The sequence below is a fragment of the Pseudomonas sp. GW821-FHT01C01 genome, from assembly GCF_059422645.1.
In genome coordinates, this window is the sequence record NZ_JBWKXF010000034.1 from 29,952 (window position 1) to 42,273 (window position 12,322).

At 60.6% G+C, this 12,322-nt stretch carries 14 protein-coding genes; 5 read left to right on the forward strand and 9 right to left on the reverse strand.

Going from position 1 to position 12,322, the window contains the following annotated elements; genetic code table 11:
- The first annotated feature begins 73 nt into the window (after nt 1-73).
- Nucleotides 74-1,603, forward strand: a complete 1,530-nt coding sequence (locus tag AC07XF_RS19505) for an FAD-dependent oxidoreductase (protein ID WP_495027744.1) — start codon at nt 74-76, stop codon at nt 1,601-1,603.
- A 68-nt stretch (nt 1,604-1,671) separates the two neighbouring features.
- Here AC07XF_RS19505 and AC07XF_RS19510 read toward each other — a convergent pair whose 3' ends face one another.
- From AC07XF_RS19510 to AC07XF_RS19540, 7 genes are all read right to left on the reverse strand, one after another.
- The gene (locus tag AC07XF_RS19510) at nt 1,672-3,177 is read right to left on the reverse strand and encodes a YdgA family protein (protein ID WP_495027745.1); all 1,506 of its coding nucleotides are present in this window, start codon (nt 3,175-3,177) and stop codon (nt 1,672-1,674) included.
- A gap of 282 nt (nt 3,178-3,459) precedes the next feature.
- Complete coding sequence (locus AC07XF_RS19515) at nt 3,460-4,095, reverse strand: NADH:ubiquinone oxidoreductase subunit N (RefSeq protein ID WP_495027746.1); 636 nt, start codon at nt 4,093-4,095, stop codon at nt 3,460-3,462.
- A 92-nt stretch (nt 4,096-4,187) separates the two neighbouring features.
- A complete protein-coding gene (locus tag AC07XF_RS19520) occupies nt 4,188-5,636 on the reverse strand; it encodes an efflux transporter outer membrane subunit (RefSeq protein WP_495027747.1) in 1,449 nt (482 codons plus the stop codon).
- Nucleotides 5,633-6,520, reverse strand: coding sequence for an efflux RND transporter periplasmic adaptor subunit (locus AC07XF_RS19525; RefSeq protein WP_495027748.1), 888 nt, complete (start codon nt 6,518-6,520; stop codon nt 5,633-5,635). The genes AC07XF_RS19520 and AC07XF_RS19525 overlap by 4 nt, the downstream gene beginning before the upstream one ends.
- Nucleotides 6,517-6,726 (reverse strand): DUF1656 domain-containing protein, encoded by a 210-nt coding sequence (locus tag AC07XF_RS19530; protein ID WP_007987399.1) that lies wholly within the window; start codon nt 6,724-6,726, stop codon nt 6,517-6,519. Before AC07XF_RS19530 ends, AC07XF_RS19525 begins: the two co-directional genes overlap by 4 nt.
- Complete coding sequence (locus AC07XF_RS19535; RefSeq protein ID WP_495027749.1) at nt 6,723-8,795, reverse strand: FUSC family protein; 2,073 nt, start codon at nt 8,793-8,795, stop codon at nt 6,723-6,725. Before AC07XF_RS19535 ends, AC07XF_RS19530 begins: the two co-directional genes overlap by 4 nt.
- Nucleotides 8,792-9,220: a MarR family winged helix-turn-helix transcriptional regulator gene (locus AC07XF_RS19540; protein ID WP_495027750.1), complete on the reverse strand. Its 429-nt coding sequence runs from the start codon at nt 9,218-9,220 to the stop codon at nt 8,792-8,794. Before AC07XF_RS19540 ends, AC07XF_RS19535 begins: the two co-directional genes overlap by 4 nt.
- A 199-nt stretch (nt 9,221-9,419) precedes the next feature.
- Between AC07XF_RS19540 and AC07XF_RS19545 the strand changes: the two genes are divergently transcribed.
- Entirely contained in the window at nt 9,420-9,698 is a 279-nt protein-coding gene (locus tag AC07XF_RS19545; protein ID WP_495027751.1) for an antitoxin of toxin-antitoxin stability system, read from the forward strand.
- On the forward strand, nt 9,695-9,973 hold the full coding sequence (locus AC07XF_RS19550; protein WP_495027752.1) for a type II toxin-antitoxin system RelE/ParE family toxin: 279 nt from the start codon (nt 9,695-9,697) through the stop codon (nt 9,971-9,973). The genes AC07XF_RS19545 and AC07XF_RS19550 overlap by 4 nt, the downstream gene beginning before the upstream one ends.
- A 7-nt stretch (nt 9,974-9,980) precedes the next feature.
- Here AC07XF_RS19550 and AC07XF_RS19555 read toward each other — a convergent pair whose 3' ends face one another.
- Together AC07XF_RS19555 and AC07XF_RS19560 are read right to left on the reverse strand one after the other, a co-directional pair.
- On the reverse strand, nt 9,981-10,226 hold the full coding sequence (locus AC07XF_RS19555; RefSeq protein WP_495027753.1) for a DUF2789 domain-containing protein: 246 nt from the start codon (nt 10,224-10,226) through the stop codon (nt 9,981-9,983).
- Between the two features lie 132 nt (nt 10,227-10,358).
- Complete coding sequence (locus AC07XF_RS19560) at nt 10,359-10,820, reverse strand: aminoacyl-tRNA deacylase (protein WP_495027754.1); 462 nt, start codon at nt 10,818-10,820, stop codon at nt 10,359-10,361.
- A gap of 200 nt (nt 10,821-11,020) precedes the next feature.
- On the opposite strand from AC07XF_RS19560, the gene AC07XF_RS19565 reads away from it, so the two are divergent.
- Complete coding sequence (locus tag AC07XF_RS19565) at nt 11,021-11,554, forward strand: NfeD family protein (protein ID WP_495027755.1); 534 nt, start codon at nt 11,021-11,023, stop codon at nt 11,552-11,554.
- Between the two features lie 2 nt (nt 11,555-11,556).
- A complete protein-coding gene (locus AC07XF_RS19570) occupies nt 11,557-12,315 on the forward strand; it encodes a slipin family protein (RefSeq protein WP_495027756.1) in 759 nt (252 codons plus the stop codon).
- Nucleotides 12,316-12,322: the final 7 nt, after the last annotated feature.

The window sequence follows — 12,322 nt, forward strand, 5'->3', positions numbered from 1 at the left end:
GCAGGGGGGAAATTGGCTGAACCTCGCGATAAGCACCAGACTCATAAGTGAAACGTCTGTCTGGAGAGCAATCATGACTCTGCATCGCGTTGCGCGTGTCGCCAATGTGCCCGAAGACCGGGGTCTGGAAGTGCAGGTCCAGGGCAGCAAGATTCTGCTGTTGCGGGCCGGTGAGCAACTGCGCGCTTATCAGGCCGAATGCCCGCATGCCGGCGCCCCGCTGGCTGACGGTGCGGTATGCAACGGACGCCTGACCTGTCCGTGGCACAAGGCGCAGTTTCGGATCGGGGATGGCGGGCTGTGTGAACCGCCAGCCCTGGACAGCCTCAGACGCTATCCCCTCGAAGTCCGTGACGGCGACATCTGGGTCGGCGACCAGCCGTTGTCGGACGCCCACACGCCGCCGGCCGACGATCCACGAACCTTCATAATTATCGGCGCTGGCGCGGCAGGCACGGCAGCCGCAGCGGCGTTGCGCGAGAAAGGTTTCGGCGGCCGGGTACTGTTGATCGACCGCGAAGCCGACGCCGGATATGACCGCACTGCGCTGAGCAAATACGTGATCGCCGGGGAGATGCCGCTGCACGAAGTCCCGCCGCTGCGCGACGAGGACTTTTATCGTGAGCAGCGGATCGAGCGCCTGCGAGGCGAAGTGGCAAGCCTGGATGCGCCAAACAGGACGATGCGCCTGACTGACGGCCAATCACAGAAATACGACGCCGCCCTGCTGGCCACCGGCGGCGTACCCAAGCCGCTGACGCTGCCCGGCGCCGACCTGCCGCAGGTGTTCGTTTTACGCTCCAAAACCCACGCACAACAGATTCTGGACAGCGCCAGCGCCGGCCAGCGAGTCGTGATCATCGGTGACAGTTTTATTGCCATGGAGTCCGCGTCGTCCCTGCGCCAGCTTGGCCTGAATGTAACCGTGCTGGCCCGCCACGAAGTGCCGTTTGCCAGACAGTTCGGTGACACGGTCGGCAAGGCCATTCGCGCGCGGCACGAAGCCCATGGCGTCGTGTTTCATACCCAAGGCAATGCGGTGCAGATCGAAGGAACGGACAAGGTCGAAGCCGTGCGCCTGGACAACGGCCAACGCCTGGCGGCCGATCTGGTGCTGGTCGGCATTGGCGTCACACCAGCCACTGCTGCCTTCACCGGGTTGCCGAAAGAGCAGGATCACTCGCTGCGTGTCGACGGTGGAATGCGCGTGGCCGACGGCCTCTGGGCGGCAGGCGATATCGCCACATTCCCGCTGAACAACCAACACTTGCGCATCGAACACTGGCGACTGGCCCAACAGCAGGCGCGGATCGCTGCGGCCAACATGCTGGGTGGTGACGAGCATTACCTCGACGTACCGTTTTTCTGGACCTGGCATTTCGGTAAAACCTACGAATACATCGGGCACGCCGAGGCCTGGGACGAAGTCGAGTTCAAGGGCGACCCTTACGATCCGCCTTTCATAGGCCTGTTTGGAAAAAACGGCGTGGTGTCGGCGGCGGTAGCCTGCGAGATGGACCGGGCAATGGCGATGCTCGCTGAGCGGATGAAACTACCGTTGCCATGGGAAGAGGCATGGCGCCTGATCCGTGACATTCCCTAGAGAGGACAGCAAAACGCCCGGCGTCTGCGCGATGCAGAGGCCGGGCGTTGCAGAGTTAACAGCCGCCGTTATTCGGTGGCGCCAGTACCCGAAAACTTGCTCATGACAAAACCGGCAAACTCTTCAACGGTCATTTTCTGGCCGTTGAAGTCCACCTGATTATTGGCGTAGTGCAAGTTGGTGACGATGTTATTGCCGTCCAGTGTTGCCAGCTGGCTGCCGACCGCCATGCTGCTGAACATGTCTGCGGTGGCAGTGGCCTGATCGGCAATCAGCTTGGCATCGGTCTGACCGTCGATTTGCGATTGCACGGTAAGCACATCGACCAGCATGGACTTGGACACTTGCAGCTTGAAGTCCAGCAGTGCGATCAGCTGTCTGACCAACTGATCAGTCGGCAGATCGATGGCTTGTGGCTTGGTCAGGTCGAGCACCATATTGGCGCGGCTCTCACCGTTGGCGGTGTTGAACGAGAGGTTTTCCAGGGCCACCCGCGGACCGGCCGCCAGCAGTTTTTCCAGGCTGGATTTGAGTAGTGCTTCTTCGGCTTCGGTGAGTTTCAGCTCCGGTGCCGGCAGGCCCGCCGCCGTCGCTTCGGCCGCCGCACGCTCATACGGCTGCAGTTTGCTCTGGTAGACCTGCATTAACGACATCGTGGCCGGAATGTCGAGGTTCTTCAGGCTCATGGCCAGCGCACCGGAACCAATGGCTTTGCCGTTCAGGGACACTTCGCCGACCTTGTAATCGGCACGCCCGGAGGCGCTGCTGCCCTTTTCTTCAGTCAGGTTTTTCATCTCGAACTTCTTGAAGTCCAGCACCGACTGCTTGACGCCGAAAGTCGATTTGCCGCTGGCCAGTTCAAGGACGTTTTCGCCGGTGTAGAAACCGTAGGTACTTTTTGTCAGGTTGCTGGCCAGGGTCAGGCCGTTCAATTCAACCTGCACCGGTGCCTGGTCTTCGGAAACGGTGGTGACCTTCAAGCTGTCCATGTAGCCGTTGGCCTTGACCTTCTGCGCCTGGGCACTGGCGGCGACGTCGATGCTCAGGCCGGAGAACTTCATGCTCGACTTGTCATCCAGTGCCATCTCCAGCGGCTGCAATTCGAGGGTGCCATTGGTGGCGTTGTCATAGCCGATGTTGACCACGCCGGTCAGCGGGGATTTGTCCTTGGCGGCGGCAAACCACTTCTCGGTGGACGGGGTCTTTTCCAATTCGTAGTGACTGGTTGCCAAGACCGGCAGCCACTTGAGCGACATCAGCCGCGAGAACGGCAACGGGCCGTGTTCGATGTGATCGACAAACAGCAACTCGACCGGCGTTTCGCCGAACATTTCGCCTTCGCCCTTGAGGCGATAGTGCGCGGTGCTGCTGAATACATGACGCTCCAGCGACAGCAGTTCCAGCGACGCGGTGCCGTTGGAACCGACCATGGCTGCTTGCAGTTCCTTGTTGGCATTGGCAATCGAGGTGTTCAACACACCTTCGAGTCGGGTGCCGGTGAACCAGGCTCCACCTGCGCTGATGGCACCGATTGCGACAACAATTCCCAGTAGCACGCCTGCTGATTTATTCATGTATGACCCGTTCAATGTCCGTTGCTGAAAGAGAGGTCGTCTTCCCTGAACCCTTGACGGGTTGCGGCTCGACTGCGCTGAAAGTGGAATGCAGATTAGCATCAGGCACGACGAACGGTTCAATGATTAAAGGTGAAAGAGTGTCTTGGGGGGTGTTCGCAGGGTTCGACATTTTCGCTGTGCATTCAATCGCCTTCGCTGGCAAGCCAGCTCCTACAGGTACCGAGTGTTCCTTGTAGGAGCTGGCTTGCCAGCGAAGGCGTCAGAACAGTCAACACAACATCAGGAATACTGGACTTCAATCTCATCGAGTTGATGATCAAAGCTTTTGAGCCGCGCAGTCCAGGTGTACACCAGCACTTCGAAGTCGCGGTTGATCACCGCCCCGCCCGTCACTTCCGCGCGCGGGTCGCAGACATCCAGTTGATAGCGTTCGCGGGCCATGGCCGTGGCGACATCGGCCAGTTCGCGGGCATTGCTGAGCCAGTGCCGACCGTCGTCAGCCACCTGCCGGTCCAGCGCCAGGCATTGTTTTTTCAGGGTTTCGAGGCTTTTTTCCAGCGGCGTGCCGGTCAGTTCGCCCATGACTTCCTGGAATGTGCGCCCCGGTTGCCAGTAACTGCCCCAAAAATAGCGGTCGAACACCGTTTCGACACGACGCAACGCCACCTTGGTATCCCAGATCAGGACCAGGGTCTTGCCTTGTTCGAGTTGTCTTTTTTTGATGCGTTGATTCTGGACCGAAGCCCAGGCCACCACCGCAACGGACATCACGGCAATCAGCGCGACGGCACTGTCGAGGAACGCCAGAGCCTTGTCGATCTGGTGGCCCAGCATGATGCCGTAGAAATAGGTGGCCGACAGCAGCACCAATGCCACGATGGCGCACCAGAAGCCGAGAGCATAAGGGTTTTTCATTATTGGTTCCCCCTGACCTGCGCGAGCCTTGTGCGAAGAAAGGGCGCTTTGCACCGAGCACCCTTCCAACACTTCAAAGCATAGCAACGACCTCAGGGTTTGCCGGAGTTCGACGCTTGCGTTCGTCCGCTTTCCCAACCGCCGCCCAACGCGAGGAACAAATCGATCTGGCTCGCGGCAACCTGGGTGTTCGCGGCCGCCAGTTGCGCCGTGACGTCGATGTAGGTGCGAGTGGCCTGCAGGTCCGCCAGAAACGAGGCGCGGCCGGCCTGGAAGAAGCGGTGGGTCTGGTCGGCCGCCAGTTTTGCCGATTGCTCGGCATCGGCCAGTGCGTCGCGGCGTTGCAGCAATGCCGTGTATTGGGCGAGGCCGGTCTGGGTTTCACGAATCGCGTTGAGCACCACCCCATCGAAATGCGCCAGCGTCGCCTGGGTCACCGCTTCGGCCTCGCGGATGCGCGCCCGTGCGCCGTTGGTCGGCACGTTCCAGGTCAGCGACGGCCCGAAGCCCCAGCGGTTGGTGGACGGTTCACCGAGGTTTTCCAGGATACCGACGGTGCCAATAGTCGCGCCGATACTGATGTTCGGGTACAGCTCACCCGTGGCGACACCGATACCGGCAGTGGCGGCCGCCAGTCGACGTTCGGCCTGACGTACATCCGGGCGACGCTTGAGCAATGCGGCGCCATCGCCCACCGGGATCAATTGCGCGATTTTTGGCAGTTCGTCGCAGGTGGCAGTGCCGGCCGGTAGCTGATCTACCGGTTTGGCCAGCAACATCGACAAACGGTACAGCCCGGCCTGACGTGCTGCCTCATAGCGCGGCATGTCGGCGCGCAGGGATTTGAATTGGGTTTGCGAGCGGGTGACCTGGGTTTCGTCGCCACGTCCGGCATCGCGCAAGCGCTGGATCAGCGTGGTGCTCTGGGCTTGCAGGTCGAGGGAATGCTGGGCGATTTCTCGCTCTTCATTGGCCGCGCACACTTGGGTGTAGGCCCGAACCACGTCGGCCACTACGGTAATGCGTGCAGTATCGGCGGCGGCCTGTGTCGCATCGGCATTGGCCTTGGCCGCTTCGATGCCGCGCTGCAAGGTGCCGAACAGGTCGAACTGGTACGAGGCACTGATGCCGATATCGCCGATGTTGGCCACCGGCACTTTTTCCGGGATCAGAAATGCTTCACCGGATTCCTGCAAGCGCTGGGCGCCCATCTTCACGCCGCCGCTCCAGCCGCCCGCCGCTTCGGCCTCGTCGACCTGAGCGCGAGACCGCAACAGACTGGCCGCCGCCACGCGCAAATCGGTGTTGGAAGCCATGGCCTGCCGGACCAATTGGTCGAGTCGCGGGTCTTGATACAAGCGCCACCAATCGGCCGGCACCGGTGCGGAAACCACCGTTTTGCCGTCGACCGCCAGATCGCCCTGGAAGTCGGGCCGATGGACAGCCGCCTCCTCGGGCAAATGATAATCCGGCCCGACCATCTGGCAGGCCGACAGCAGCAAGCCTAATCCGGCGACCGCCAAACTCGAGGCCTTGCTCATTGCGCCAGCTCCCGTTTCTGATCGTCGATGATCGAAACCGTGGCGGTGCGCCCGGCGATCATGCGGAAATCTTCCGGTACGTCATCGAAGGCGATCCGCACCGGAATCCGCTGGGCCAGCCGCACCCAGCTGAATGCCGGGTTGACGTTGGGCAGCAGGTTGTTGCCACTGGTGCGGTCGCGGTCTTCGATACCGGCGACGATGCTTTCCACATGCCCGCGCAGGCGCGCATTGTCGCCGATCACCCGGATATCGACGCTTTGGCCAATATGGATGCCGTTCAGTTTGGTTTCTTCGAAATAGCCGTCGATGTGGAACGAATTGCTGTCGACCACCGACAACACCGGACGCCCGGCGCTGACAAACTCCTGGGCCCGTGGCGCGCGGTCGTTGACGTAGCCGTCCACCGGGCTGCGAATCACCGAGCGATCGAGGTTCAACTGTGCGCTGTCCACCGCCACTTGGGCTTCCATCAAGGCCACCTGAGTGCGGGCGACTTTCGACTGGCTTTCTTCCAGTTGTTCACCCGGCACCAGATTGCCGAGACCTTTGTTTCGCTTGGCCTCGCGCTGGGCCTGGGCCAGGGTTTCTTCGCGGTCGGCGACTGCCGCTTTCGCTTGGCGCAGGGCCAGCTTGAAGCGGTCCGGATCGATGCTGAACAACACCTGGCCGCGCTGGACCAACTGGTTGTCGCGCACCTCCACTTGCTGGATCAACCCGGAGACATCCGGCGCAATTTGCACGATGTCGGCACGGATGTGCCCGTCGCGGGTCCAGGGCGCGAACATGTAATACATCACCATGCGCCAGACCACGACAACGGCGAAGCTTACGATCAGCAGGGTCAACACCACGCGACCAAGGGTTAGAAACGGTTTTTTCATGTCATCAGGTATCGACTGAGTGAATCCACGGCGCCAAGCAGCAAGGCGTAGAGGGCCACGTTGAACAATGCCCGGTGCCAGACCAGACGGTAAAAGTGCAGGCGCGTCAGCACCCCGTGCACCAACAGGTACAACACATACGTAATGCCCATCAGCACCAGCAGCGTGGGCAGGAATACCCCGCTGAGATCCAGGTCACCGATCATAAAGGCGCTCCATCAATGCCATGGGGAAGCGGTTCTTCGAGCTCGGCGGAACCGACGAATTCCACACCGGGCAACAGTGCCAGGCGCAAACCGCTCAGGGCGTGCAGCAGATGCCGACGGGTTTCATCATCGCCGGCACCGCTGAGGGCGCGACGCGTGCGGTCGAGGGTCATCAGCAACGGGCTCGGAGCCTGCAAGCGTTCACCGGCCTTGAGACAGGCCTTGAAGTACTCGCCGACCTCGGCCACCACCTGGCGCAGCAGCACCTGCGGCACACCGAGGACCCGCGGCGTATAAGCGAGCAGGTCCAACAGATTCAGTGCCACCCGCACTTCCCGCAGCGCCACGCCGGAGTCCTGGCCGGTCATGGCCAGGCGCGGCAGATGCTGCATCAGCCGATCGAGCATCCGTATACCCAGAAGCCGATGCTCAGACAGCGTGGCCGGTTCAGAGAGACCGACAATGTCACGCCAGCTGAAACGGGTCAGGCGCTTGGCCGCCAGTTCGGCACCGAACGGCCGGGCGATCAGGGTCCAGATGAACGCAAACAGCAGCCCCATGGGACCAGCCAGGTTGGAGTTGGCGAAACTGAGGAAGTCCGCGTCGTAAGCACCCTGAATACTGATGAAGGACGAGGTGTTGACCAGGGTCAGCAGCATGCCCAGGTAAAACTGCGGCTTGACGGTCAGGGTGCCGACGCAAATGAACGGCACGGCAAACGCCAGCACCAGCATCGGAAAGTCATGCAGATTGGGCAGCACCAGAAACAGATAAAGGCTGGCGAACACCACCGACATCGCCGTCCAGAAAAAGAACCGGTAAATCTGTGGCGCCGGGTCGTCCATTGAGGCGAAGAAACTACACGCGACCGCTGCCAGAATGACTGCGCTGCCGCCATCGGTCCAGCCGAGCAGAATCCACAATACCGAGGCGACAATGATTGCCGTGACCGTCGACGCAGCCGAATAAAACATCAGGCCGCGATCCAGAAACGGCGTCAGCCGTCCCAGCCGCCAGTGCCGATACACCGCGCGCCAGCTGTCCTGGCTTTCGCACTGGATGGCGTATTGCAGGCTGCGGCAGTCCTGCCACAAATCGACCCACTCGCCGAGGCGGTAAATGGCGTTGGAGAACAGCAATTGCTTGCGGTCATCGAGCGCTTCGGGAGCGGGTTGCAGGGCTTCCAGTTGATCCTTCAGGGCTTGCCAGCGGTCGAGATCGGCATCCTTGTGCCCGAGCCATTCGGTGGTGGCGGTCAACAACGGCGTGAACTTGTCCACAAGCTCGGGGGTGCGCCGTTCCAGGGCGTAGAGCGCATCGTCGAGGGCATCGATCACTGGCAGCAGGTGAATCATCCGTCCGCGCAATTCCTTGGTGTTACGCACCGTTTGCGGACGCGAACCTTCGTGGGGCAACTGACCGATCATCAACTCCAGGGAGTTGAACGTGGCGACCATCGATGCACGCAACGCGCTGACTTCTTCAGGCTGCACGTTGCGGCTGAGGAAACGCAGGCTGTAGGTCGATGCATCGGTAAACCATTTGCTCACCGAATCATTGAACACCGGCGCCAGGCGCCGGGGCCAGAACATGGCACCGACCACCGCCGCCACGGCAATGCCCAGAAAGATTTCTTCGGTCCGCGCCTCGGCCACGTCCCACACCCCCAGCGGGTTATTCACTACCGGCAGGGCGATCAACGGCAAGGTGTAACCGGCGAGCATCAGGGCGTAGTTGTTGGCCGTGCGCAAATGCAGGGACAGAAACAGCAACGTGCCGGTCCACAGGGCAATCACCACCACCAGCACGTAAGGGCTCTGCACGAACATCGGCACGAACAAAACCGCCGCCGCAGCGCCGATAAAGGTGCCGACCGCCCGGTACAACGCCTTGGAACTGGTAGGGCCGAGGAACGGACTGGAAACGATGTACACCGTGGCCATCGCCCAGTACGGACGCGGCATTTGCATGAGCAGGGCGATGTACAGCGCGATCATCGATGCAGCGAAAGTGCGGACTCCGTAGAACCAGTCCCGCGCCGGTGGCATGCCAGAGAAAAATCCGTTCAAGAAATGGCCACCGATGGCGGCGTGGCCGCTTCAAAAGCTCTCAGTACCCGCAGCGTAGCTTCCAGATCACTCTGGTCAATGCCTTCAAGCACGTCGTGGCGCAAGCGCACCAACTCCACTTCGACCGCCTGCACCAGTTCCCGGCCGGTTTCGGTCAGGCTCAGGCATTTGGCGCGGCGGTCCTGTGTGTCTTCGGTGCGGCAGACGTAACCGCCATGGCACAACTGATCGAGCAAGCGTACCAGCGACGGACTCTCCATCCCTGCTGCCTGGGCCACCGTCACCTGGCGCACGCCCTCGCCCAGACGCCCGATCATCAACAGCGGAACGGCGCAGGCTTCGGAGATTCCATAGTTGACCAGCGTGGTCTGGCAGATTTTGCGCCAATGCCTGGCGGCCACCACCATGGCGCTGCTGATGTTCATCTGGAGAACGTCGAGGTTGTTCGGCACGAGGGAAAATACACACTGTTAGTTTGCTAACTATCAATATCGCATTGGAGGGGATTTTCCGTCAAGTTTTGAAACACATTGACCGCCATCCGTCGCGATGGCGGCGACAACTGGTCAGCCAATGTATGGAAGATGTATATACTTTTTCAGTACGTAGTCCGAGAAAGCTCCCATGTCGAAACAAGCCGTTTTTACGATGAAACTTGAATCTGAATTGCGCGAACAGTTCATGGCCGAAGCAGAAGCTGCTCATCGTCCTGCCTCGCAAATAGTCCGGGAAATGATGCGCCAGTTCGTTCAATCCCAGCAGCAAGCTCGCGAGTACGAAGAGTTCCTGCAGCGCAAGGTCGACACCGCACGCGCTTCGATGCGCGCCGGCGACGGGCTGACAAATGATGAAATTGAGGCAGAGTTCGCTGCCAGGCGCAGGCGGGCCGAGTTACAGGAATGAAAATAATATGGACGAAAGAAGCAGCACAGGACCGTGCAGACATTTGGGATTACCTGCATGCCGTTAACCCAAAAGCAGCCATCGACATGGACAACCGGTTCAGCGATGCGCTATCCCGGCTTGCCCAATACCCGGAAAGCGGCCCCGCCGGGATCATTTCCGGCACTCGCGAGCTGATTCCACATCAGAGTTACCGCATTGTTTATGAGCAGGGACCGGACGCCATCTGGATACTTGCCTTGGTCCATACATCCCGACAGTGGCCACCAGATTGATGCCCCTTCACGCTCCCCGCCCCTTCCTCAACATCACATCCAGCTGGTCCACCACCTCAGCCCAATCCGCGTCATCGAGAATCTCGTCCCGCAGGAAATCCGCCTGGCACTTGCTCCAGAAAAACGCATCGGCCAATTGCAGCTCCGGTTTGAGCGGTGAATGGGTAGCGATGAATTTATCGATGCTTTCGGCGTCATCCGGCAGGCCGAGTTGTTTGAACAGCGAAGGGAGGTTGTGGGTTGGGCTTTCCATGACGAACTCCGGTGAACTTATCAAGGGACCGCTGCGCGGTCATTCGCGGGCAAGCCCGCTCCCACAGGTTAATCGCAGTCCCTGTGGGAGCGGGCTTGCCCGCGAATGACGTCAGCATTGACGAAACAAAACTCAATGACTCAACTCCCGCACCTCGGCATGCGGCACCATTTTCAGAAACTCGGGCATGTCCATACGCACCAGGTTGACGTGGTTGCCGGCCTCCAGATAGATGTCTTTCTGCCGGGTCAGCAGAGGATCGATGACCACCTCCAACCCATAGGCCTCACCCAGCGCCGGTACGGCACCGCGTTCGCAATCATCGAACAGGTGCGCCAGGTTGCTTTCGCGGGAAACCTGCCATTCACCGCTACTGCGGACTTTGCTCAGGTCAAGGTGACGGCTGGCGGGCAGCACGGCCATCAGGTAATGCCCATGGTGATCGTCGAGGATCACCGATTTGGCCACCCGTTCGGCAGGAATACCGGCGACCCGCGCCGTTTCAAGGCTGCTGGCCGAGTGTGGGTGGCTGACGATGTCATATTCGCATTGAGCCTTTTCCAGGCTTCGCTGCACGGTTCTTGCCATACGCATGATGCACCTCGGTGTCCGCCATGACCGACGGCGGACGATGGTTAACGCTTTGCTTCAGTAGTAAAAGTCTAGGCCCGTCGGCGCGTTCCGGCGGGTAAATCCGCCCATCGGACATTGGCGGCAATTGAGCAAAATTCATACAGGCCGAGGCTCAACTAAACTGTGTACAGAGCCACTCCACGACTCTCCCGGAGGGTCAAGTGAACATGCGTTACTGTGCAGTCGCGTTGCTGTTGGCGTTGAGCGGATCGGCCTTCGCTGCCGACACGGTTGTGTTGCTGGTGCCCAACCCCGTCGGGATCTGGCTGATCACCTTCGGCATCGCATTCCTGATCGCCGAAGCGGCCCTGCCCAATTACGGCGTGATCGGCCTGGGCGGCATCGTGATGTTCGTGATCGGCGCGGTGATCCTGTCCAATACCGAAGTGCCCGTGCCGTTGATGATCGGCCTGGGACTGGTCAGCGCGCTGTTGCTGATCTACCTGGTGATCCACGCCCTGAAGACCCGACCGCGCCACACTGTCAGTGGTGATGCCGGGCTGCTCGGCAGCATCACGGCGGTGACATCATTGCAGGCCGGCAACGCCTATGGCGGCTGGATTCATCTGCAAGGAGAACGATGGCAAGTGCTCAGCGCGACGCCGCTGCAACCCGGGCAACGGGTGCGGGTGGTGGGGCGCAAGGGCTTGCTGCTGCAAGTGGCCGCGGCTGACGCGGCGCCGGGCGGAGAATAGTCATGGGTTTGCAATTGGGTCTTGTCGCGCTGCTGTTGCTGGTCATCGCACTGGCGGGGTCGACGTTTCGCATCCTGCGCGAGTACGAGCGCGGAGTGGTATTCCAGCTCGGGCGCTTCTGGCAGGTCAAGGGCCCTGGCCTGATTCTGCTGATTCCGGCGGTCCAGCAAATGGTCCGGGTCGATTTGCGGACCGTGGTGCTGGACGTCCCGCCGCAAGACGTGATCACCCGCGACAACGTGTCGGTCAAGGTCAACGCCGTGCTGTATTTCCGCGTACTCGATCCGCAGAAGGCCATCATCCAGGTCGAAGATTTCCTCGCCGCTACCAGCCAACTGGCGCAAACCACGCTGCGGGCGGTGCTGGGTAAACACGAACTGGACGAACTGCTCGCCGAACGCGAACGGTTGAACCTGGACATCCAGCAAGTGCTCGACGCCCAGACCGACGCCTGGGGCATCAAGGTCGCCAACGTCGAGATCAAACACGTGGACCTCAACGAATCGATGATCCGCGCCATCGCCAAGCAGGCCGAAGCCGAACGGGAACGGCGAGCCAAGGTGATCCACGCCGAAGGCGAATTGCAGGCGTCGGAAAAACTCATGCAGGCCGCCGAAATGCTTGGCCGCCAACCGGGGGCCATGCAGCTGCGCTACATGCAGACCCTGAGTTCGATTGCCGGGGACAAGAGCTCGACCATCGTCTTTCCGCTGCCGATCGAATTGCTCAAGGGCATGGCGGACTTGTCGTCGAAATCCTGAAGGTTGC